The organism is Variovorax sp. AC103, from assembly GCF_979254005.1.
Map to the genome: position 1 here is coordinate 131,323 of NZ_CEEDFC010000018.1, position 21,596 is coordinate 152,918.

17 protein-coding genes are annotated in these 21,596 nt (G+C 68.8%); 3 read left to right on the forward strand and 14 right to left on the reverse strand.

All coding sequences use genetic code 11. From position 1 onward, the window contains the following. Window positions 1-32 precede the first annotated feature (32 nt). Window positions 33-878: an HAD-IIB family hydrolase gene (locus AC0IYU_RS24255; protein WP_472121984.1), complete on the forward strand. Its 846-nt coding sequence runs from the start codon at window positions 33-35 to the stop codon at window positions 876-878. On the opposite strand, the gene AC0IYU_RS24260 is transcribed toward AC0IYU_RS24255, so the two are convergent. Beyond that, window positions 868-2,142: an MFS transporter gene (locus tag AC0IYU_RS24260; protein WP_472121987.1), complete on the reverse strand. Its 1,275-nt coding sequence runs from the start codon at window positions 2,140-2,142 to the stop codon at window positions 868-870. The genes AC0IYU_RS24255 and AC0IYU_RS24260 overlap by 11 nt on opposite strands. Before the next feature lie 90 nt (window positions 2,143-2,232). Here AC0IYU_RS24260 and AC0IYU_RS24265 point away from each other — a divergent pair, with 90 nt between their 5' ends. Beyond that, window positions 2,233-2,820 (forward strand): TetR/AcrR family transcriptional regulator, encoded by a 588-nt coding sequence (locus AC0IYU_RS24265; RefSeq protein WP_472121989.1) that lies wholly within the window; start codon window positions 2,233-2,235, stop codon window positions 2,818-2,820. A 112-nt stretch (window positions 2,821-2,932) separates the two neighbouring features. Here AC0IYU_RS24265 and AC0IYU_RS24270 read toward each other — a convergent pair whose 3' ends face one another. The 4 genes from AC0IYU_RS24270 to uvrA all read right to left on the reverse strand — a co-directional run bounded on the left by AC0IYU_RS24270 (window position 2,933) and on the right by uvrA (window position 12,248). After that, a complete protein-coding gene (locus AC0IYU_RS24270; protein WP_472121991.1) occupies window positions 2,933-3,904 on the reverse strand; it encodes a Bug family tripartite tricarboxylate transporter substrate binding protein in 972 nt (323 codons plus the stop codon). Between the two features lie 129 nt (window positions 3,905-4,033). Beyond that, window positions 4,034-5,074, reverse strand: coding sequence for a histone deacetylase family protein (locus tag AC0IYU_RS24275; protein WP_472121994.1), 1,041 nt, complete (start codon window positions 5,072-5,074; stop codon window positions 4,034-4,036). A 33-nt stretch (window positions 5,075-5,107) separates the two neighbouring features. Next, a complete protein-coding gene (locus AC0IYU_RS24280) occupies window positions 5,108-6,157 on the reverse strand; it encodes an ornithine cyclodeaminase (protein ID WP_472121997.1) in 1,050 nt (349 codons plus the stop codon). A gap of 235 nt (window positions 6,158-6,392) precedes the next feature. Continuing rightward, on the reverse strand, window positions 6,393-12,248 hold the full coding sequence (uvrA, locus tag AC0IYU_RS24285) for an excinuclease ABC subunit UvrA (RefSeq protein ID WP_472122000.1): 5,856 nt from the start codon (window positions 12,246-12,248) through the stop codon (window positions 6,393-6,395). A 184-nt stretch (window positions 12,249-12,432) separates the two neighbouring features. On the opposite strand from uvrA, the gene AC0IYU_RS24290 reads away from it, so the two are divergent. Further along, window positions 12,433-13,545: an ABC transporter substrate-binding protein gene (locus AC0IYU_RS24290; protein ID WP_472122003.1), complete on the forward strand. Its 1,113-nt coding sequence runs from the start codon at window positions 12,433-12,435 to the stop codon at window positions 13,543-13,545. Between the two features lie 85 nt (window positions 13,546-13,630). On the opposite strand, the gene AC0IYU_RS24295 is transcribed toward AC0IYU_RS24290, so the two are convergent. From AC0IYU_RS24295 to AC0IYU_RS24335, 9 genes are all read right to left on the reverse strand, one after another. Continuing rightward, window positions 13,631-13,780, reverse strand: a complete 150-nt coding sequence (locus AC0IYU_RS24295; protein WP_435436773.1) for a hypothetical protein — start codon at window positions 13,778-13,780, stop codon at window positions 13,631-13,633. 123 nt (window positions 13,781-13,903) lie between these two features. Continuing rightward, a complete protein-coding gene (locus tag AC0IYU_RS24300) occupies window positions 13,904-15,598 on the reverse strand; it encodes an MFS transporter (protein ID WP_472122006.1) in 1,695 nt (564 codons plus the stop codon). Window positions 15,599-15,777: 179 nt separating this feature from the next. After that, entirely contained in the window at window positions 15,778-16,422 is a 645-nt protein-coding gene (locus AC0IYU_RS24305; protein ID WP_472122008.1) for a 2-hydroxychromene-2-carboxylate isomerase, read from the reverse strand. Further along, window positions 16,419-16,703, reverse strand: coding sequence for a DUF1289 domain-containing protein (locus AC0IYU_RS24310; RefSeq protein WP_472122011.1), 285 nt, complete (start codon window positions 16,701-16,703; stop codon window positions 16,419-16,421). Before AC0IYU_RS24310 ends, AC0IYU_RS24305 begins: the two co-directional genes overlap by 4 nt. Then, window positions 16,700-17,188, reverse strand: a complete 489-nt coding sequence (locus AC0IYU_RS24315) for a YbaK/EbsC family protein (RefSeq protein ID WP_472122014.1) — start codon at window positions 17,186-17,188, stop codon at window positions 16,700-16,702. Before AC0IYU_RS24315 ends, AC0IYU_RS24310 begins: the two co-directional genes overlap by 4 nt. A gap of 13 nt (window positions 17,189-17,201) precedes the next feature. Next, window positions 17,202-17,849: a LysE family transporter gene (locus AC0IYU_RS24320; protein ID WP_472122017.1), complete on the reverse strand. Its 648-nt coding sequence runs from the start codon at window positions 17,847-17,849 to the stop codon at window positions 17,202-17,204. A 3-nt stretch (window positions 17,850-17,852) separates the two neighbouring features. Next, a complete protein-coding gene (locus AC0IYU_RS24325; protein WP_472122019.1) occupies window positions 17,853-18,773 on the reverse strand; it encodes a hydroxymethylglutaryl-CoA lyase in 921 nt (306 codons plus the stop codon). 109 nt (window positions 18,774-18,882) lie between these two features. After that, window positions 18,883-20,052: an acyl-CoA dehydrogenase family protein gene (locus tag AC0IYU_RS24330; protein WP_472122022.1), complete on the reverse strand. Its 1,170-nt coding sequence runs from the start codon at window positions 20,050-20,052 to the stop codon at window positions 18,883-18,885. Further along, window positions 20,049-21,272: a CaiB/BaiF CoA transferase family protein gene (locus tag AC0IYU_RS24335; RefSeq protein WP_472122024.1), complete on the reverse strand. Its 1,224-nt coding sequence runs from the start codon at window positions 21,270-21,272 to the stop codon at window positions 20,049-20,051. The genes AC0IYU_RS24330 and AC0IYU_RS24335 overlap by 4 nt, the downstream gene beginning before the upstream one ends. Between the last annotated feature and the right edge of the window lie 324 nt (window positions 21,273-21,596).

A 21,596-nucleotide genomic window follows, 5' to 3' on the forward strand; every position in this document is an offset into this window, starting at 1 on the left:
GTAGGATCGCGGCTCCCTCCGGATTCCTTGCCATGTCTTCGCCTTCTTCCCTGTCTTCCTCGCCCTCATTGCCCACCCCGCCCCACCACCTCTTGCCCTTGACCCGGTGGGATGCGGCCGCACGCGGTGCTCTCGTCGGCGTGTTCACCGACATCGACGACACGCTGACCCACGACGGCGCGATCACGCCCGATGCGCTGCAGGCGCTCGCCGACCTGAAGGCCGCGGGCCTGTCCGTGGTGGCGATCACCGGCCGCCCCGTGGGCTGGAGCCTGCCGTTCGTGAACACCTGGCCGATCGACGCCATCGTGGCGGAGAACGGCGCGGTGGCATTGCTGCCCCGGGCCGACGGCCGCATCGAGAAGCGCTACCAGCAGGACGCGGCCACGCGCGCGGCCAACTTCGCGCGCATGCAGGCCGTGCTGGCGCGCATCGAGCGCGAGATTCCGGGCGCCGGCCGCGCCACCGACTCGCCGGGGCGCGAGACCGACATCGCCATCGACCACAGCGAGTTCGTGCAGCTGAGCGACGCCACCATCGCGCAGGTGGTCGCGCTGATGCGCGGCGAAGGCATGCACGCCACCGTGAGCAGCATCCACATCAACGGCTGGTACGGCGACAACGACAAGCTCGAAGGCGCGCGCTGGATCACGCGCGAGCTGTGGGACCGCACGCTCGACGACGAGATGGACCGCTGGGCCTACGTGGGCGACTCCACCAACGACCAGCTGATGTTCCGCAGCTTCGCGCACAGCATCGGCGTGGCGAACGTCGCGCGCTTCGTGCCGCAGCTGGAACACCTGCCGCGCTACGTGACGCTGGGCGAGCGCGGCACGGGGTTCGCCGAAGCGGCGCGCGCGATCCTGGCTACTCGCTGAGCGGCACTTCGCGCGCCGCGCGGCGCAGCCCCGCCCACTGGCGCCAGGTGCCGAAGGCCGCGATCAGCAACAGCACCGCCGCGTAGCCCTGTGCGGTGTTCAGCAAGCCCAGCGGCGCGACCAGGAAGCCCGCCAGCATCGCGGGCAGGCTGAACGCCAGGTAGCTCACCACGAAGATCGCCGCGAACAGTTCGCCGCGCTCGTGCGACTGCGCCAGCGGCGCCAGCGTTTGCACCAGCGCCGAGAACGCGCCGCCGAAGCCGATGCCCGCCACCGCCGTCCCGACGAAGAACAGCGCCAGCGAACGCGTGGCCAGGGACGCCAGCAGCAGCGCCAGCCCGAGCACCATGCTCGCCATGCCGAGCACGGCCGGGCGCGGCGCGGCGAAGCGCCCGAGCAACGTCGGCGCGATCGCGCCCACGCCCGACAGCACCGCCACCGTCAGCCCGTTGACCACGCCGTTGTCGACGCCGAACACATGCAGCATCAGCGAGGGCGCCAGCGACAGGAACAACCCGCCGAGCGCCCACACCGCGATGAGCACCGGCAACCCGCGCACGAACTCGGCACGCGCCTTCACGGGAATCGACACGCGCGGCACCAGCGAGGCCAGCGCGCCGGCGCGCGGCGTCACCGTTTCGGGCATCCACAGCACCACCACCGCCCCCAGCGCGAACACCGCGGCCAGGCCGCCGAACACCCACGTCACCGGCTGCACCGAGAACTTCACCGCCATGCCCGTCAGCAGCGCGCCCACGGCCAGCCCGGCCAGCGGCGACACGCTGGTGATCAGCGCGCCCAGCCGCTTGCGCGAGGCCGGTGCGGCCTCGACCACGGCCGCGCTCAGCGCCCCGCTCGCGATGCCCGTGGCCACGCCCTGCACCACCCGCGCGACGATGAGCCCGCCGATGTCGTGCGCCAGCAGGAAAAGCCCCATCGCCACCGCCTGGAGCACCAGCGCGGCCAGCACCACGGGACGGCGTCCGATGTGGTCGGACAGCGAACCGGCGACCAGCAGAGAAACCAGCAGCGCAATCGCATAGATCGCAAATGCCACGGTGAGCATCGACGAAGAGAAATGCCAGGCGTGCTGGAACACCACGAACAGCGGCGACGGCGCGCTGGCGGCGAAGAAGAAGGCGAACAGCACGGCGGCCAGCAGCGCGAAGGTCACGCCGGCCGGAAGGCGCCAGGGCTTGGCGCGCGCGGAGTTGGCCGCGGCGGCGGCTACGGCGGTGGCGAGTTCCGGGCAGGTGGACGGCATGGCTGGATCCTTAATGCAACTTTTTTTGCTTTTGTGATTCTAGACTTGAGAAGCACCTAAAGCAAATATCTTTGCGTTAAAGTCCGAAACATGAACGACGTCGTCCTGCCCACCCCCTCCAACAAGCGCCCCGGCGGCCGCAGCGCGCAAGTGCAGGCGCTGGTGCGCACAGCGCTCGAAGAACTCGTGGCCGAGCAGGGGCGCGACCGCGTCACCGTGCCGGCCGTGGCCGAGCGCGCGGGCGTCAGCGCGTCCAGCATCTACCGGCGCTGGGGCGACCTGCAGGGCTTGCTGGCGGAAACGGCCACGCACCGGCTGGACCCGAACCGGCCGCTGCCGAACACGGGTGCACTTCGCGCGGACCTGGAGGCCTGGGCACGCGAGCTCATCGAGCATCTGGCCAAGCCGTGCAACACCTCCCTGCTGAAAGCGGCGGCCGCGCTGGCCAATGCCGACTCGGACACCGATTGCCTGCGCAATCGCAGGAAGGAAGCGCTGACGATGGTGGAACAGGCGCGCGCCCGCGGGGAGCACGCGCCTCAGCCGCAGCAGGTGATCGACCACCTGATTGCGCCGATCGTGTTTCGGCTGGTGTTCGGGGGGGAGCCCGTGAAGGCTGAGCTGGCGGGGCGGCTGGTGGAGGAGTTGTTTGCGATCTCGGCCGAGGCCAGCGCCTGAAGGTGCCGCCGACGGTGGACATGTATAGAAACGGCCGGTTTTTATACATGTCTCACTCAACATGTTTAAAAAATAGAATTTTTTAAACATGAAGCGTGGGCAATTGCCGAATTCAGGAGCCCTTCGCCAACCCCAGCTTCTCGATCACCGCCTTCTCCTTCACCACCGTGTCCTGCGCGAACTTGGTGTACTGCGCCGAGCTCATGTAGTCCGGCAGCATGTCGTAGCGGCCGAGCGCGGCCACGTAGCTCGGCTCTTCCATCGCCTGCTTGAACGCGTCGTGCAGCTTCTTCACGACGTCGGGCGGGGTGCCCTTGGGCGCGCCGATGCCGAAGGGCGAGTTCTGCACGATGTCGTAGCCCAGCTCCTTCAGCGTGGGCGCGTCGGGGAACTTGGCCAGGCGCTTGTCGCCCCAGGTGTTCAGCACGCGCAGCTTGCCGGCCTCGACCTGCGGGGCGAAGCCGGTGCTGTCGGCGGCGGCCATCAACTGGCCGCTGACCACGGCGAGCATCAGGTCGGCGCTGCCCTTGTAGGGCACGTGCTGCAGCTCGATGCCTGCCTTCTGCGCGACGATTTCGGTCGTCAGGTGCGGGCTGGTGAGGTTGCCGGTCGAGCCGTAGGTCAGCTTGCCGGGGTTGGCCTTGGCGTACGCGACGAAGTCGGCCCAGGTCTTGAAGGGGCTGTTGGCCGGCACCACGATGCCGAAGGCATAGCCCGTCACGTTCAGCACGTACGTGATGTCCTTCAGCGGGTCCCAGTTGATCTTGGTGGTGTAGCCCAGGCGGAACACGCCCAGCGGGATCTGCGCGACGGTGTAGCCGTCGGGCTGCGAGGTCTGCAGCGCCTGCGCGGGCAGCGTGCCGCCGGCGCCGGGCTTGTTGTCGATGATCACCGGCTGGCCGAGGATCTTGCTCGCGTTGTCCGCGAGCTGGCGCATGGTGATGTCGGTCGGGCCGCCGGCCGGGAAGGCGATGACCAGCTTGATGGGCTTGGCGGGAAAAGCTTGAGCGAAAGCCGCCAGCGGGGAAACGAGACCGCACGCGGCGAGCGTGGCGGCACAGAGGAAAGAAGAGCGGCGCAGCATGGCTGACTGGATCCTGACTTGAAGAAGCGCCGATTGGGCCTCGCCGGTTCGGCAAAGGCAATCGGGGAGCCCCCGATTGCCCGCCAAAAACAAGGCCATTGGCCCCCCCCGGAGTCGCCTGCGCGTCAGCTACGCCTGCGCGAAGCCTTCCAGCACGTTCACCGCGTTGACGCCCACCTCGGCCACCGCGTAGCCACCCTCGAACACGAACACGGTGGGCAGGCCCGCGCGCGCGAGGTCTTCGCCCATGCGCAGGTAGTCGTCGCTCTTCAGCTTGAAGCCCGAGATCGGGTCGCCCTCGAAGGTGTCGACGCCCAGCGAGACGACCAGCGCGCCGGCCTTCACGGCCGCAATGCGCGCGAGCGCGGCCTTCAGCGCCGCGCGCCAGGCCGCGAAGTCGGTGCCGCGCGGCAGGGGCAGGTTGTGGTTGAAGCCCTCGCCCCGGCCCGCGCCGCGTTCGTCGGCGTGGCCCAGGTAGTACGGGTAGTCGGTCAGCGGGTCGCCGTGCAGGCTGGCGAAGTGCACGTCGTCGCGCTCGTAGAAGATGGCCTGCGTGCCGTTGCCGTGGTGGTAGTCCACGTCGAGCACGGCCACCCGCTCCACGCCCGCGTCGCGCAGCGCCTGCGCCGCGACGGCCGCATGGTTGATGAAGCAGTAGCCACCGAAGAAGTCGGCGCCCGCGTGGTGCCCCGGCGGCCGCGTGAGCGCAAAGGCCGCGCGCTCGCCGCCGGCCACGCGCTGAACCGCCGTCCACGCGCACGCCGCGCCGTGCCGCGCGGCCTGCCAGCTCCCGGCCGTCAGCGGCGTGCCCGCGTCGAAAGAGAACAGCCCCATGCGCGCCGGAAAGCTCCTGGGCAGCACGTCGGTGCGCATGCCGCGCGTGGGCCAATAGGAAGGCAGCGCATCGCGCGACACGTTGGCCGGGTCCAGCGCCACCCACTCCTCCCACGCATGCGCGATGAAGTCCAGGTACCGCGGCGCATGCACCTTGGCCAGCAGCGCCGCGTCGAAGGCATCGGGCAGCTGCAGCAGGCCGAGCCCCCGGCGCTCCAACTCATGCTTCACATGGTCGACGCGGGCAGGCACCTCGAAGCACGGCACGAGCTCGCCGCGGAACATCTCGACTTTGCCCTGGTGAAGAACGTGCTGGTCGTTGTAGATGGTGAGCATGAAGAAGTACGGCGGCGGTGATGAAGCCGGCCATCATGCCGCACGCCGCAGCACCGCCCGGCGCCTGCCCGAGGCCGTGAGGCCGAACAGGTCCTTCGGGTCGTCGAGCTCCGGCACCAGCGCAATCTGCTGGCCGATGCCGCGCTCGGTCGCCATGCGCTGGATGTAGCGCAGCGCCGTGTAGTCCTCCAGCGCGAAGCCGACCGAGTCGAACAGCGTGACCTGCCGCGGGCTCTCGCGGCCCGGCACTTCGCCCAGCAGCACGCGCCACAGTTCGTGCACCGGAAAGTCGGCCGCCACCTGCTGGATCTCGCCCTCCACGCGGGTCTGCGGCTCGTACTCGACGAACACGCGCGCCAGGGCCAGCACGTCGGGGTGCAGCTCGGTCTTGCCGGGCGAGTCGCCGCCCACGGCGTTGATGTGCATGCCGGGCTCGATCATCCCGGGCGTGAGCACGCTGGCATGGCCCTGGTAGGCGGTGACGGTGGTGACGATGTCGGCGCCGCGCACCGCGTCGGCCACGGAAGCGGCACGCACGATCTCCAGCGGCGTGCAGGCCGACAGGTGGCGCACCAGCTTGTCGGTGGCGTGCGGGTCGGTGTCGAACACGCGCACCTCCTCGATGCCCAGCAGCGCATGGAAAGCCAGCGCCTGGAACTCGCTCTGCGAGCCGTTGCCGATGAGCGCGAGGCTGCGCGAATCGGGCCGCGCCAGTGCCTTGGCGGCCATGGCCGACGTGGCGGCGGTGCGCAAGGCGGTGGTGAGCGTGAGCTCCGACAGCAGCACGGGGTAGCCCGTGTCCACCTCGGCCAGCACGCCGAATGCCATGACGGTGGGCAGCCCGACCGCGGTGTTGTGCGGGTGGCCGTTGACGTACTTGAAGGCGTAGGCGCCGTCGTCTGCCACGGGCATCAGCTCGATCACGCCCAGGTGCGAGTGGCTGGCCACGCGCGCCTTCTTGTCGAACTCGCGCCATCGCAGGAAATCGTCGCGCAGTGCGTCGGCCAGCGCCTCGAGGAATTGGGGAACGCCGGTCTCGTCCACCAGGCGGACCAGGCTGTGAACATCGATGAAGCGGGTCATGGCATGGCTCCTTGCGTAACCCTGCCGCGGCGCTTCATCCCCTCGCATGTTCACTCCACCATGGCTGATTCAGGATGCGCCTGCGCCAAGGGTCGAGCCCATTGTGCGCCTGCTTGCACCCTCGTGGAAACCCTTCGCGACACACCGCGGAACCGGTTTTTGCCGGGCCGCAGGTGTTGCGCCCGGCAGGGGGAAGGAGAAGCGACACGAAGTGCGCGCAGCCTGGGGGCGGGCCCTATCGCGCCAGCACTGGGGCAAGCGCTACGCCCGTATGCGTCCCAAGCCGCACCACCTCCTCCGGCGGCGCCGCGGCGACGATGCGCCCGCCCGCGTTGCCGCCGTCGGGACCCAGGTCGATGACCCAGTCGGCCTCGGCGATCACGTCGAGGTCGTGCTCGATCACCACCACGCTGTGGCCGCCGTTCACCAGCCGGTGCAGCACGTGGATCAGCTTCTCGACGTCGGCCATGTGCAGGCCCACGGTCGGCTCGTCGAGCACGTACAGCGTGTGCGGCGCCTTCTGGCCGCGGCGCGTGATGTCGTCGCGCACCTTGCTGAGCTCGGTCACCAGCTTGATGCGCTGCGCCTCGCCGCCCGACAGCGTGGGCGAGGGCTGCCCCAGCGTGAGGTAGCCCAGCCCAACATCCTTCAGCAGCTGCAGCGGGTGCGCGATGTTGGGCATGCTCGCGAAGAACTCGACGGCCTCGTCGACCTCCATCTTCAGCACGTCGCCGATGCTCTTGCCGCGCCAGCTCACGGCCAGCGTCTCGGGGTTGAAGCGCGCGCCATGGCACACCTCGCAGGGCACCTTCACGTCGGGCAGGAAGCTCATCTCGATGGTGCGCACGCCCGCGCCTTCGCAGCCCGGGCAGCGGCCTTCGCCGGTGTTGAAGCTGAAGCGCGCCGGGCCGTAGCCGCGCGCCTTGGCCTCGAGCGTGTCGGCGAAGAGCTTGCGGATGGTGTCCCAGAAGCCGATGTACGTGGCCGGGCAGCTGCGCGGCGTCTTGCCGATGGGCGTCTGGTCGACCTCGAGCACGCGGTCGATGACCTCGTAGCCGTCGACGCTGCTGCAGCCGGCCCACGCCGGGCGCTTGCCGGCGGCGTCCGCGTCGCGGCCCGCCTTGGTCATGCGCTGGACGACCACGGCCTGCACGTTGGCCAGCAGCACGTCGCGCGCGAGCGTCGACTTGCCCGAGCCGCTGACGCCGGTGACCACCACCAGGCGGTGCAGCGGCAGCGTGGCGGTCACGTCCTGCAGGTTGTGCAGGTCGGCGCCGTGCACGGTGAGCCACTCGCCGTTGTGCTCGGCCTGGGGGTCGGGCGCAGGCACCAGGCGTCGCGCCTGCAGCGGATGCCGGATGGCATCGCGCAGGTAGCGCCCGGTCTGCGAATCGGCGGCGTTCTGGATGTCGGCCACCGAGCCTTCGGCCACCAGCCGGCCGCCGCGCTTGCCCGCGCTCGGGCCGATGTCGATGATGTGGTCGGCGCGGCGGATGGTGTCTTCGTCGTGCTCCACCACCACCAGCGTGTTGCCCTTTTCGCCGAGCTTGTGCAGCGCGTTCAGCAGGATCTGGTTGTCGCGCGCATGCAGCCCGATGGTCGGCTCGTCGAGCACGTAGCACACGCCCTGCAGGTTGCTGCCCAGCTGCGCCGCCAGGCGGATGCGCTGCGCCTCGCCGCCGCTGAGCGTGGGCGCGCCACGGTCTAACGTCAGATAGCCCAGGCCCACTTCCTCGAGGAATTCGAGGCGGCTCTTGATCTCGGGCACCAGGTCGCGCGCGATCTCGGCCTCGCGGCCCGAGAGCGACAGCCCTTCGAACCACTGGCGCACCTCGGTCACGCTCATGCGCGCGAGCTGGGTGATGCCGATGCCACTCAGGCCGTCGGCCGGCGATGCGCCGAAACTCACGGCGCGTGCCGTGGCGTTGAGGCGCGTGCCCTGGCAGGTCGGGCAGGCGGTGTCGGCCAGGTCCTCGATCTCGGGTTCGGCGAACGTCTGCTCGCGGCCCTTGCTGTCGTCGTCGCGCACGGAGTCGTCGAACACCTTGCGCTGGTCCTTGCTGAGCTTCACGCCCGTGCCCACGCAGTCGGGGCACCAGCCGTGCTTGCTGTTGTAGCTGAACAGGCGCGGGTCGAGCTCGGCGTAGCTGGTGCTGCACACCGGGCAGGCGCGCAGCGTGGAGAACACCTGGACGCGGCCGATGCCCACCGCGGACACGCCGGCCATCATGGCGGCGCGCAGGCCGTCCAGGTCGCTCAGCACGTGCACCACGCCCTTGCCGTGTTCGAGCGCCTTGGTCAGCGCCTCGCGCAGCTCGGTTTCCTTCGAGGGCAGCACGTCGAGGCTGGCCACCGGCAGCTCGATGCTGTGCTCCTTGAAGCGGTCGATGCGCGGGAAGCCGGTGGTCGGCAGAAAGTCGCCGTCCACGCGCAGGTGGGTGAAGCCGCGCGGGCGCGCCCAGTCGGCCAGCTCGGTGTACACGCCCTTGCGGTTGCTCACCAGCGGCGCCAGCAGGCCGATGTGCTGGCCCTTGAAGTTGCGCATCAGCTGCGCGGCGATGCTGTCGGGCGTCTGCGGCTGCACGGCCGCGCCGTCGTGGATGCAGTGCTGGATGCCCAGCTTCACGTACAGCAGGCGCAGGAAGTGCCACACCTCGGTGGTGGTGCCCACCGTGCTCTTGCGGCCGCCGCGCGAGAGGCGCTGCTCGATGGCCACGGTCGGCGGAATGCCGTACACCGCGTCCACCTCGGGCCGGCCGGCCGGCTGCACGATGCTGCGCGCATAGGCGTTGAGCGATTCGAGGTAGCGGCGCTGCCCTTCGTTGAACAGGATGTCGAAGGCCAGCGTCGACTTGCCCGAGCCGCTCACGCCCGTCACCACGCTGAACTTGCCGCGCGGAATGTCCACGCTGAGGTTCTTCAGGTTGTGCTCGCGCGCGTTGACGATCTCGATGGCGTTGGCGCCCGGCGCCGTCTTGGCGTTGGCGATGTAGCGGCGCGCGGCGCGTTCGGCCACCTTGTAGGCGTCCGGGCCGATGGCCAGCTCGTAGTCGGCCAGCGCGGCACCGGTGAGCGAGGCGCGGTTCTCGCGCATCTGCTCGGGCGTGCCTTCGGCCACCACCTGCCCGCCGCCCTCGCCGCCTTCGGGGCCCAGGTCGATCAGCCAGTCGCTGGCGCGGATCACGTCGAGGTTGTGCTCGATGACGATCAGCGAATGCCCCGCGTCCAGCAGCTTGCGCAGCGCGCGCATGAGGCGCGCGATGTCGTCGAAGTGCAGGCCGGTGGTCGGTTCGTCGAACAAAAACAGCGTGCCCTTGCGCGCCAGCAGCTGCTTGCTCGACGTGGCGTTCTTCGCCGCTTCGGCCAGGAAGCCGGCGAGCTTCAGGCGCTGCGCCTCGCCGCCCGACAGCGTGGGCACGGGCTGGCCCAGCTTCACGTAGTCCAGGCCCACGTCGGAGATGGGCTGCAGCACGCGCAGCACGTCGCGGTCGGCGTCGAACACCGTGGCGGCTTCGGCCACGGTGAGGTCGAGCACGTCGGCCACGTTGTAGGTCTTGCCCTTGCGCTCCACGCGCACTTCGAGGATCTCGGGGCGGTAGCGCTTGCCGTCGCAGTCGGGGCAGCGCAGGTACACGTCCGACAAAAACTGCATCTCCACGTGCTCGAAGCCCGAGCCGCCGCAGGTCGGGCAGCGCCCGTCGCCGGAGTTGAAGCTGAACTTGCTGGCGGTGTAGCCGCGCTGGCGCGACAAGGCCGCGGTGGCGAAGATCTCGCGGATCGCGTCCCACGCGCCCACGTAGCTCGCGGGGTTGGAGCGCGCGGTCTTGCCGATGGGCGACTGGTCGACGAACACCACGTCACCGAGGTGGTCGGCGCCCAGCAGGCGGTCGTGCGCGCCGGGCGTTTCGGTGGCCTTGCCGAAGTGGCGCATCAGCGCGGGTGCCAGCACGTCCTGAATGAGCGTGGACTTGCCCGAGCCGCTGACGCCGGTGACGCACACCAGCCGCGCCAGCGGAAACTCGACCGTGACGTTCTTCAGGTTGTGCTCGCGCGCGCCTTCCAGGATGAGCCGGTGCGTGTTCTCGCTCACGAGCCGCTTGAAGCCCATGCCGATCTTCTTGCGCCCGCCCAGGTACTGGCCGGTGAGCGTGTCGGCGTCGCGCAGCTGGTCGGTGGTGCCGTCGAACACGATCTGCCCGCCGCGGATGCCGGGGCCCGGGCCCATGTCGATCACGCGGTCGGCCGCGAGCATCACGGCCGGGTCGTGCTCGACCACCACCAGCGTGTTGCCCGCATCGCGCAGGCGCAGCATGGCCTCGGTGATGCGGTTCATGTCGCGCGGATGCAGGCCGATGCTGGGCTCGTCAAGCACGAAGAGCGTGTTGACCAGCGAGGTGCCGAGCGCCGTCGTGAGGTTGATGCGCTGTACCTCGCCGCCGCTCAGCGTGCGGCTCTGGCGGTCCAGCGTGAGGTAGCCGATGCCGACGTCGTGCAGGTAGCGCAGGCGGGTGGTGATTTCCTCGAACAGCAGCTTCAGGGCCTGCGCCTCCCCTTGCCTTGCCCCTTCCCCCTCTGGGGGAAGGTTGGGATGGGGGCTCTCGGCCTCCACCACCGCCACAGCCTTCGTGGAGGCCGCCTGCCCCCACCCCTGCCCTCCCCCAGAGGGGGAGGGAGCCATTCCCTGACCCATGCGGTCGAAGAACCTCCGCAACCGCTCGATCGGCAACAGCATCAGGTCATGCAGGCACAACCCCGGCAGCGCCTCCAGCTGCGCCCGCGTCCACTTCGCGCCGGTCGGCATGAAGCGCTTCTCGGGCGGCAGCACCGCATCGGCGTCTTCCTTGCTGCCGATGCGCCAGATCAGGCTGTCGAGCTTCAGGCGCGCCCCGCTGCAGGTCGGGCACGGCGTGTAGCTGCGGTACTTCGACAGCAGCACGCGGATGTGCATCTTGTAGGCCTTGCTCTCCAGGTAGCCGAAGAAGCGCCGCACGCCGTACCACTGCTTGTTCCAGTTGCCTTCCTTGTAGTTGGGCGTGCCTTCGATCACCCAGTGCTTCTGCTCCTCGGTGAGCTTGTTCCACGGCGTGTCGCGCGGAATGCCGGCGGCCTCGGCGTGGCGCATGAGGTCGTCCTGCGCTTCTTTCCACGCGGGCGTCTGGATGGTCTTGATGGCGCCCGCGCGCAGCGTGAGCTTGTCGTTCGGAATCACCAGGCCCAGGTCGACGCCGATGACGCGGCCGAAGCCGCGGCAGGTGTCGCAGGCGCCCACGGCCGAATTGAACGAGAACATCGACGGGATCGGGTCGGCGTAGCGGATGTCGCTCTCGGGGCAGTGCAGGCCGGTCGAAAATTTCCACACGTCGGTGGGAGCGTTCTCCTCAGCGCCCGTGGCATGCACGGTGACGCGCCCGCTGCCACGCTTGAGCGCCACCTCGATGGCCTCGACCACGCGCGCGCGCTCGGCGCTGGACACGCGAAAACGGTCGGCTACCACGTCGAGCACCTTGCGCGGCCCGGTGGGCGTGGCCACCTCGCGCTCGGCCTGCACGCGCGTGAAGCCGCTGGCCGAGAGCCATTGCGTCACCTCGTCGGCCGTGGTGCTCGCGGGCAACTCGACCGGAAAGGTGACCACCAGCCGCGGGTCGCCCGCCGCCGCGGCGCGCTCGACGATCTGCGCATAGATGCTGTCGGGCGAGTCGTGCCGCACAGGCAGCGCCGTCTCGCGGTCGAACAGGTTGGCCGCGCGTGCGAACAGCAGCTTCAGGTGGTCGTTGAGCTCCGTCATCGTGCCGACGGTGGAGCGCGAGGAGCGCACCGGGTTGGTCTGGTCGATGGCGATGGCGGGCGGCACGCCCTCCACCCTGTCGACCGCCGGCTTGTCCATGCGGTCCAGGAACTGGCGCGCATAGGCGGAGAAGGTCTCCACATAGCGCCGCTGGCCTTCGGCATAGAGGGTGTCGAACACCAGGCTCGACTTGCCCGAGCCGCTGGGGCCGGTCACCACGGTCATCTCGCCGGTGCGGATGTCGAGGTCGAGGTTCTGGAGATTGTGCTGGCGCGCGCCGCGAATCCGGATGGAGCCCTGTGTCATGAATGCCTTGGGGGGTGGGGCAAACATTCTAGGGAGAGAGCCGTGACCGGCTTGTGCACTGCGTCACAAGCTTGGCCGTTTCGCAGGGGTTTCTCCGAATGGCGCGCAAGACACTTTAAGAAACAAATACGACGTTTCTTTGCATCTCTTAGCAACTGATCGTGTATTCCTTCGAAAGCCCCTCATGACAAAGACGCGCACGCTTTGCGCCGCTGCCCTGCTGGCATTGACGGCACTGGGCGCCTCGGCCCAGATCCTGATCGGCCAGACGGCCGGCATGACCGGCTCGGTGGCCGCGAGCGTGAACGAGACCATCGGCGGCGCGCAGCTGATCATCGACGCGGTCAACGCCCAGGGCGGCATCCACGGCGAGAAGATCGAGGTGATCCGCATGGACGACGCCTTCGACGTGAAGCGCGCCGGCGAGAACGCACGCGCGCTCATCGAGGACAAGAAGGTGCTCGCGCTCTTCATGAGCCGCGGCACGCCGCATTCGCAAGCCATCATCCCGTGGCTCGACAAGTACGACGTGGCGCTGATCGGCCCTTCCACCGGCGCCATGGTGCTGCACAAGCCGCTGCAGAGGCAGGTGTTCAACGTGCGCGCCACCTACCAGCGCGAGGCCGAGAAGGCGGTGCAGCACCTGCTGACCATCGGCCTCACGCGCATCGCGGTGGTGTATGTCACCGACTCCTTCGGCACCGACGCGCTCGAAGGCGCGATGACCGGCTTCACCAAGGGCAAGGCCAAGCCGACGGTGACCATTCCGGCCGACCGCGAGAAGCCGGACTACAAGGCCATCGTGCCGGCCATCCAGGAGGCCAATGCACAGGCGGTGGTGTGGATCGGCTCGGGCGTCGCGGTGGTCGACGGCATCAAGGCGCTGCGCGCCGCGGGCTCGGCGGCGCAGGTGGTCACGCTGTCGAACAACGCCTCGTCGGGCTTCATCAAGCAACTGGGCGAAGCGAGCAAGGGCGTCATCGTGACGCAGGTGTTCCCCAGCGAGCGCGCCGCGGGCCAGCCGATGGTGAAGGAGGCCTTGGCACTGGCGCAGGCCAAGGGCCAGGCCGAACTGTCGCCGGCCGCGCTGGAAGGCTTTGCATCGGCCAAGGTGCTGGTCGAGGCGCTGCGCCGCGCCGGCCCCAAGGCCACGCGCGCAAAGATGGTCGCCGCGCTCGAGAGCATCAGGAACTTCGACCTGGGCGGCGGGCTGGACGTGAGCTACTCGCCGCAGGACCACAGCGGCATCGACTTCGCGGACCTGTCGATCATCAGCGACGGGCGCTTCAAGCGCTGAGCCCCCGCTGTCGAGCATTGAAGGGCCTTCAGGCAAGGCCCGGCTCGCCGGAGAAGAACAAGCGCGCGTTCTCCTCGAGACCGCCTTACTTCGGCGCCGCCGCAGGCGCTGGCTCGTGCGTGGCCGCGTCGCCCCCATGCTTCTCGCCCGACATGTCGACCTTGTCACCGGCCTTCGAGATCACGTACAGGGCAAGGGCGGCGAAGATGACGAAGCCGACGACGATTTTCCACATGGGTGTTGTCTCCTGGGGGATGGTTGACGAATTGAAAGGCTCAAGAAAAAGGCCTCATGCGCGTGGCATGAAGCCTCTTTGTGGAGCGGAGGACCCGTGCCCTCCTCTTCAGCGCGCGATCGATCAGTCGTTCGCGTAGATGTCCACGTCCTTGGTCTCGCGGATGAACAGCGTGCCGATCACCAGCGTGATGCCCGCGATGATGATCGGGTACCACAGGCCGTTGTACATGTTGCCGGTGGAGGCCACGATGGCGAAGGCCGTGGTCGGCAGCAGTCCGCCGAACCAGCCGTTGCCGATGTGGTACGGCAGGCTCATCGAGGTGTAGCGGATGCGGGTGGGGAACATCTCGACCAGCATCGCTGCGATCGGGCCGTAGACCATCGTCACCAGCAGCACCAGCCAGAACAGCAGCAGCACGGTCAGCAGCTTGTTGATCTTGGCGGGGTCGGCCTTCGCCGGGTAGCCAGCAATCTTCAGGTCTTCGGCCACGCCCTTCTTGAAGGCGGCGATTTCCTTGGCGGAGTTCTCGTCGAACTTGAGGTTCACGACGTTGCCGACGGGCGCCTCGACCGTCTTGTCGCCGATCTTCACGACCGCCTTCGAACCCGGCGCGCCGGCCACGTTCTCATAGCTCACCGAGTTCTGCACCAGGTAGCGCTTGGCGATGTCGCAGGAACTGCGGAAGTCGATCTCGCGGGCCACCGGGTTGCCCTGGAACGAGCACGACGCCGGGTCTGCCGTCACCGTGACGCCGGCCGTGGCCTGTGCACGGGCCAGGTCGGGGTTGGCGGCTTCGGTCAGCATCTTGAAGACCGGGAAGTAGGTGACCACGGCCAGCAGGCAGCCGGCCATGATGATCGGCTTGCGGCCGATCTTGTCGGACAGCGTCCCGAAGATCACGAAGAACGGCGTGCCCAGCAGCAGCGCCGCGGCAATCATCAGGTTGGCCGTGGTCGCATCGACCTTCAGCTGGGCCGTCAGGAAGAACAGCGCGTAGAACTGGCCCGAGTACCAGACCACCGCCTGGCCGGCCGTGAGACCGACCAGCGCAAGAATGACGATCTTCAGGTTCTTCCACTCGCCGAAGGACTCGGCCAGGGGCGCCTTCGAGGTCTTGCCCTCGGCCTTCATCTTCTGGAAGGCGGGCGACTCCGACAGCGTCAGGCGGATCCACACCGAGATGCCCAGCAGCAGGATCGACACCAGGAACGGAATGCGCCAGCCCCAGTCGTTGAACACCGCTTCGCCCAGGCCTTCGCGCACGCCCAGGATGACCAGCAGGCTCAGGAACAGGCCGAGCGTGGCCGTGGTCTGGATCCACGAGGTGTAGGCACCGCGCTTGCCGTGCGGCGAGTGCTCGGCCACGTAGGTGGCGGCACCGCCGTACTCGCCGCCGAGCGCCAGGCCCTGCAGCATGCGCAGCGCGATCAGGATCACCGGCGCCGCGACGCCGATGGTCGCGTAGCTGGGCAGCAGGCCGACGATGAAGGTCGACAGGCCCATGATCAGGATCGTCACCAGGAAGGTGTACTTGCGCCCGATCATGTCGCCCAGGCGGCCGAACACGATGGCGCCGAACGGACGCACCAGGAAGCCCGCGGCGAACGCCAGCAGCGCGAAGATGAAGGCCGCGCCCGCATCCAGGCCGCTGAAGAACTGCTTGGCGATGATCGCGGCCAGCGAACCGTAGAGGTAGAAGTCGTACCACTCGAACACGGTGCCGAGCGAGGAGGCGAAGATGACTTTCTTCTCCTCCGCGGACATGGGCCGGGGTGCCGGATGCGGCACTCCCCGGGAATCTAGTGTGGCTGCCATGGGTCGTCTCCTGTGTGTATGCGTTCATGCGGCGCCCGGGTTCCGGGGCCGTGAGGCATTCTTGGAGGCGCGACTGACCCGAGCCTTTCGCGAAACTGAACCGACGCTTACGAATTAAGGTGAAACCCGCGCCGCGCGTTTCAGCCTGTAAGAAATCGAAACCCTTCGCGGGTTTGTACTCAGCCCTTGCTGCTGCGCAGCAAGGAGGGGCGCTGGTCGGCGTCGGTCCACGCCGGGCCGTCGAACCACGCATCGCCCGAGAGGTAGGCGCGCAGCATTGCCAGCCCGTCGAAACCCCAGAACAGCTTGCCGTCGACCACACAGGCCGGCGTACCGAACACACCGAGCTGCAGCGCCTCGTCGGTGTTGCGCTTGAGCAGGGCCTTGCTCTCGTCGCTGCCGGCTTCGCGCTTAGGTTTCAGTTGCGCGGTCAGCGCGGCCAGCCGGGTGGCATCGCCCGCTTCTTCGCCGCCGCGCCACACGTGGCGAAAGACGGTCTCGGCCACCAGGCGGCTCACGGTGCCGTCGTCGCTGGTCGACAGCGCCAGCCGCAGGTGCGCCAGCGGGTTGTAGGGGTGGGAGGCCGGCATCTCGATCGCGATGCCGTGCGTGTGGCCCAGCCAGAGCACGTGGCGGTAGGTCCAGCTGCGCTTGGACGGAATCTCCGCCGGGCCCAGTTGCCCGTGCTGCTTGAGCAGCGCGCCCAGCAGCACCGGCTTGTAGGCCACGCTGTAGCTCAGGCCCTGCAGCACCTCGGGCAGGTGCTCGAACGCGAGGTGCGCGTAGGGCGAGATGAAGTCGAGATAGAAGTCGATGTGCTTCATGCGTGGGTGTCTCCTGTGTCGCCTGGGTGGGCCGCATCGGCCGTCGAACGCCAGATGCCGGCCCTGGCCCGCAACTCGATGGCGCGCCACACATGGCGCCGCGTTTCGTCTTCCATCTTGCTCCAGCCCGCGATCTCGGGAATGGTGCGCAGGCAGCCTTCGCACAAGCCGCTGAGCTTGTCCATGCGGCACACCGACGTGCAGGGCGAAGGCACCGCATCGGCTGCGCCACGCACGGCCACGGCACGTTCGGCCAGCGTCTCGGCGTCGCCGAAATTCACACCACGTCCGCCACCGGCGCGCCGGTGAGGGTCTCGAGGTCTTGCGGGCGCAGCTGGAACACCGCGTGCGGATGGCCCGCGGCGGCCCATATGTCGTCGAAGCGGAACAGCTCGCGGTCGATCAGCACCACGGGCTTGGTCACATGCCCCACGGGCGACACGCCGCCGATGGTGAAGCCCGTGCGCGCCTTCACGAACTCGGCATCGGCGCGGCCGGTCTTGCCGACCAGCGCATCGACCTTCTTCTCGTCCACGCGCTTGTCGCCCGAGGTGATGACCAGCACGGCCGCCTCGTCGCTCTTGCGGCGGAAGATGATGCTCTTGGCGATCTGCCCGACGGCAATGCCGAGCGCGTCGGCGGCCTGCTGCGCGGTGCGGCAGGCGTCGTCGAGCATGCGTGGCGAATGGGGGTGTCCGGCGTCCTGCAGCACGCGGGCCACGCGCTGGACGCCTTCAGGAAGGGAATGGAGTTCGGAGCCGCACATCGCATCGAATCTATCAGGCGCTGCGCTTGAACAGGAACAGGAACGCGCCCATCGCCATCAGCACGCCGCCGAAGACGCGGTTCTGCGCGCGCCGGGCGCGCACGCTGCGCAGCACGCCTTGCAGCCGCGCGGCCAGCCAGGCGTAGCCGTGCATCACGGTCACGTCGACCATCACCGTCGTGGCCAGCAGCACCAGCAGCTGCAGCCACAACGGCCGCGTCGGCTGGATGAACTGGGGCAGCACGGCGGCCATGAACACGATGCCCTTGGGGTTGGTCACGTTGGTCAGGAAGCCGCGCAGCACACGCTGCGCCGCAGTGAGGTCGGGCTCGCGCACGGACACCGCTGCGCCGCCGTCCGCTTGCGCAGCGGCCGCGACAGGCGCTCGCCATTGCCGCCAGCCCAGCCACAGCAGGTAGCAGGCGCCGACCACCTTGATGACGGTGAACGCGGTGGCCGAGGCGGTGAGCACCGCGCCCACGCCCAGCCCGGCCACCAGCAGCACCACGGCCAGCCCCAGCTGCAGGCCGACGATGGTCGCCGTGGTGCGCCGCACGCCGTAGCTGAGCCCGTGGCTCATGCTGAGCACCGCGCCCGAACCGGGCGATACCGCGATGACGCAACTGGCCACCAGGAACGCAAGCCAGACATTCAGGTCCATGCTTCAACCGGCCCGCTTGGTGCGGATCGCCTTCGACGCGCGCGAGTTCGGTTCGCGGCCCAGCGCCTCGCTGATGTACACGCCCGCGTCGATCAGCTTGTCCAGGTCGATGCCGGTCTCGATGCCCATGCCCTGCAGCATGTAGACCACGTCTTCGGTTGCCACGTTGCCCGTCGCGCCCTTGGCGTAGGGGCAGCCGCCCAGGCCGGCCGAGGACGACTGGAAGTTCCACACGCCCAGTTCGAGCGCCGCCAGCGTGTTGACCAGCGCCTGCCCGTAGGTGTCGTGAAAGTGGCCGGAAATGGCGTCGACCTCGAAGTGCGCCAGCGTGGCCTCCATCGCCCCGCGCACCTTGTGCGGCGTGCCCACGCCGATGGTGTCGGCCACGTCCACGCGCTGCACGCCGATGCCTTTCATCAACTGCGCGAGGTAGCCGACCTTCGCCGGCGCGATCTCGCCTTCATAGGGACAACCCACGGTGCACGACATGGCACCGCGCACACGAATGCCCTTCTCGCGCGCCGCGGCCACCACGGGCGCGAAGCGCTCGATGCTCTCGGCAATCGAGCAGTTGATGTTCTTCTGGCTGAAGGCTTCGCTGGCGGCGCCGAACACCACGATCTCGTCGGGCCACTCCTCGCGCGGCGCGGCGATGGCGGCCTCGAAGCCCTTCATGTTGGGCGTGAGCACCGAGTAGAGAACGCCGGCCTTGCGCTGGATGCCGTGCATCACCTGGGCGTTGTCCGCCATCTGCGGCACCCACTTGGGCGACACGAAGCTGGTGACCTCGATTTCCTTGAGCCCGGCGTCCTGCAGGCGGTGCACGAGGCCGATCTTGACTTCGGCGGAGACGGGTTGCTTTTCGTTCTGCAGGCCGTCGCGCGGGCCGACGTCGACGAGTCTGACTTGGGTGGGGAGCTTCATGGCTGTTGTCTCTTGGCTGGTGGAAACGGCAGGAGCACGATTGTCCCCTCCCCGCACGCCCCATGCGCTGGCCGGGGCTTCGGCCATGGCGGTGTCCGGGCCAACTGGGTCAGTACGACCTGGGCAGCCCCAGCGCCTTCTCGGCGATGAAGTTCAGGATCATCTGCGGGCTCACCGGCGCAATGCGCGGTATGTAGCTCTCGCGCAGCAGCCGCTCCACGTGGTATTCCTTCGCATAGCCCATGCCGCCCAGCGTGAGCACGGCGTTCTGGCAGGCGTCGTGCGCCGCCTCGGCCGCCAGGTACTTGGCGGCGTTGGCCTCGATGCCGCAGGGCTCGCCCGCGTCGTATAGCGTGGCGGCCTTGAAGACCATCAGGTCGGCCGCCTCCAGGTTGGCCCAGGCGCGCGCCAGCGGGTGCGCCACGCCCTGGTTCTGGCCGATGGGCCGGCCGAACACCACGCGCTCCTGCGCGTACTGCGAGGCGATGCGCAGCGCCGCGCGGCCAATGCCGATGGCCTCCGCCGCGATCAATATGCGCTCGGGGTTCAGCCCGTGCAGGATGTATTCGAAGCCGCGCCCTTCCTCGCCGATGCGGTCTTCTTCAGGCACTTCGAGCCCGTCGATGAACAGCATGTTGGAGTCGACCGCCGCGCGGCCGAGCTTGTGGATCTCGCGCACCTCGACCTTGCTGCGGTCCAGCGGCGTGTAGAACAGCGTGAGCCCCTGCGTGGGCTTGTTCACCTGGTCCAGCGGCGTGGTGCGCGTGAGGATCAGCATGCGGTCGGCCACCTGCGCGGTCGAGATCCAGATCTTGCGGCCGTGCAGCAGATAGCCGCCGCCGGGCCGGCGCACCGCCTGTGTCTTCAGGCTGGTGGTGTCCAGGCCCGCGTCGGGTTCGGTCACGGCGAAGCAGGCCTTCTCGGTGCCGGCGATCAGCGGCGGCAGGAAGCGCTGGCGCTGCGCCTCGCTGCCGAACACCACCACCGGGTTGAGCCCGAAGATGTTCATGTGCACCGCCGACGCACCCGACATGCCGGCGCCCGACGCGCTGATGGCGCGCATCATCAGCGCCGCCTCGGTGATGCCGAGCCCCGCGCCGCCCTGCGCCTCGGGCATGGCGATGCCGAGCCAGCCGCTCTCGGCCACGGCGCGGTGGAACGCGTGCGGGAACACGGCGCGGTCGTCGTGGTCGCGCCAGTAGTCGGCGGGGAAGTCTTCGCACAGCCGTTCGATGGCCGCGACCAGCGAGCGCTGGTCTTCGTTCAGGGAGAAATTCATTCGCTGTCTTTCATTGGATCTGGCTGCAGCGTGACGCCGCGCGCGAGCATGCGTTCGATGGCCGCGTCGTCGTAGCCGGCTTCGCGCAGCAGCTCCACGCTCTGTTCGCCGATGCGCGGCGTGGGGCGGCGGATGGCCGTGGGCGTGGCGCTGTAGCGCCCGACCGGCGCGAGGGTGCGGATGCGGCCTTCGGTCGGGTGGTCGAACTCGGGAAAGAAATCGACCGCGCGCAGGTGCGGGTCGTCGAGCAGGCTCTCGGTGCTGTGCAGGCGGGCGACCGGAATGTCGGCCGCCGCCAGCGCGGCGAACCATGCGTCGCTGCTGCGCGTGGCCATCACCTCGGCCACGAACGCGTACACCGCGCCGATGTTCGCGGCGCGCGCGGTGTGCGTGCCGAACATCGGCGAGGCGCGCAGGTCGGGGCGGCCGATGACGTCGAAGAAGGACTGCCAGTGCTTGTCGTTGTAGATGAGCACGCTCAGGTAGCCGTCCGACGTGGCGTAGGGCTTGCGGTGCGGCGCGAGCAGGCGCGCGTAGCCGGTGGGGCCGAGCGGCGGCTCGAAGCTGTGGCCGCCGAGGTGGTCGCCCATGACGAACTGCGACAGCGCTTCGAACATGGGCACCTCCACGGCCTGGCCCTGGCCGGTGCGCTGCGCATGCAGCACGGCGGCAAGGAGGGCAATGGCGGCCTGCAGGCCCACGGCGCGGTCGGCCAGCGTGACGGGCGCGTAGCGCGGCGCGCTGCCGCTTTGCTGCGCGAACAGCGAGGCGATGCCTGCCGCCCCCTGGATCAGGTCGTCGTACGCGGGCTTGCCCGCATAGGGGCCTTCTTCGCCGTAGCCGAAGGCGCCGAGGTAGACGATCTTCGGGTTGACCGCGGCCACCGCGTCGTAGCCCAGGCCCAGCCGTGCCATCGCCTGCGGTCGTGTGTTGTAGATGAGCGCGTCGCACCCCGCCGCCAGCCGCAGGCAGGCCTCGCGGCCCTCGGGCTGCTTGAGGTCGAGCACGACGGATCGCTTGTTGCGGTTGAGGTGCATCGCCATCGCGCCCATGCCGGCATGGCGCATCGGGCCGACCGCGCGCAGGTTGTCGCCGGCGGGCGGCTCGACCTTGACGATGTCGGCGCCGAGGTCGCCCAGCGTCTGCGTGGCATAGGGCCCCATCACCACGGCCGTGAGGTCGAGGATGCGGATGCCTTGAAGAGGTCCGGTGGTGTTCATGTCTTGGTCTTCGCTCCTTCCCCCTCTGGGGGAAGGTTGGGATGGGGGCGAGCGGCGCCGGTGGAGGCCGTGCTTTTGCAACGGCCGCGTGCCCCCACCCCAGCCCTCCCCCAAAGGGGGAGGGAGAAACTCAAATTCGAGAGCCGATTCATGCGCGTCGGGTGCTCTGCGTAGTGGCTCCTTCCCCCCCTGGGGGAAGGCTGGGATGGGGGCGAGCGGCGCCGGTGGAGGCCGTGCTTTTGCAACGGCCGCGTGCCCCCACCCCAGCCCTCCCCCGGAAGGGGAGGGAGAAATTCAAATTCGAGAGCCGATTCATGCGTCGGG

What these genes read in the sequence shown, in the direction of transcription:
- AC0IYU_RS24305 (WP_472122008.1), bottom strand. Translation starts at nt 16,422, where the DNA reads ATGAAGCACATCGACTTCTATCTCGACTTCATCTCGCCCTACGCGCAC.
- AC0IYU_RS24275 (WP_472121994.1), bottom strand. Translation starts at nt 5,074, where the DNA reads ATGCTCACCATCTACAACGACCAGCACGTTCTTCACCAGGGCAAAGTC.
- AC0IYU_RS24265 (WP_472121989.1), top strand. Translation starts at nt 2,233, where the DNA reads ATGAACGACGTCGTCCTGCCCACCCCCTCCAACAAGCGCCCCGGCGGC.
- AC0IYU_RS24295 (WP_435436773.1), bottom strand. Translation starts at nt 13,780, where the DNA reads ATGTGGAAAATCGTCGTCGGCTTCGTCATCTTCGCCGCCCTTGCCCTG.
- uvrA (WP_472122000.1), bottom strand. Translation starts at nt 12,248, where the DNA reads ATGACACAGGGCTCCATCCGGATTCGCGGCGCGCGCCAGCACAATCTC.
- AC0IYU_RS24335 (WP_472122024.1), bottom strand. Translation starts at nt 21,272, where the DNA reads ATGAACACCACCGGACCTCTTCAAGGCATCCGCATCCTCGACCTCACG.
- AC0IYU_RS24280 (WP_472121997.1), bottom strand. Translation starts at nt 6,157, where the DNA reads ATGACCCGCTTCATCGATGTTCACAGCCTGGTCCGCCTGGTGGACGAG.
- AC0IYU_RS24320 (WP_472122017.1), bottom strand. Translation starts at nt 17,849, where the DNA reads ATGGACCTGAATGTCTGGCTTGCGTTCCTGGTGGCCAGTTGCGTCATC.
- AC0IYU_RS24260 (WP_472121987.1), bottom strand. Translation starts at nt 2,142, where the DNA reads ATGCCGTCCACCTGCCCGGAACTCGCCACCGCCGTAGCCGCCGCCGCG.
- AC0IYU_RS24325 (WP_472122019.1), bottom strand. Translation starts at nt 18,773, where the DNA reads ATGAAGCTCCCCACCCAAGTCAGACTCGTCGACGTCGGCCCGCGCGAC.
- AC0IYU_RS24270 (WP_472121991.1), bottom strand. Translation starts at nt 3,904, where the DNA reads ATGCTGCGCCGCTCTTCTTTCCTCTGTGCCGCCACGCTCGCCGCGTGC.
- AC0IYU_RS24290 (WP_472122003.1), top strand. Translation starts at nt 12,433, where the DNA reads ATGACAAAGACGCGCACGCTTTGCGCCGCTGCCCTGCTGGCATTGACG.
- AC0IYU_RS24315 (WP_472122014.1), bottom strand. Translation starts at nt 17,188, where the DNA reads ATGTGCGGCTCCGAACTCCATTCCCTTCCTGAAGGCGTCCAGCGCGTG.
- AC0IYU_RS24330 (WP_472122022.1), bottom strand. Translation starts at nt 20,052, where the DNA reads ATGAATTTCTCCCTGAACGAAGACCAGCGCTCGCTGGTCGCGGCCATC.
- AC0IYU_RS24300 (WP_472122006.1), bottom strand. Translation starts at nt 15,598, where the DNA reads ATGGCAGCCACACTAGATTCCCGGGGAGTGCCGCATCCGGCACCCCGG.
- AC0IYU_RS24255 (WP_472121984.1), top strand. Translation starts at nt 33, where the DNA reads ATGTCTTCGCCTTCTTCCCTGTCTTCCTCGCCCTCATTGCCCACCCCG.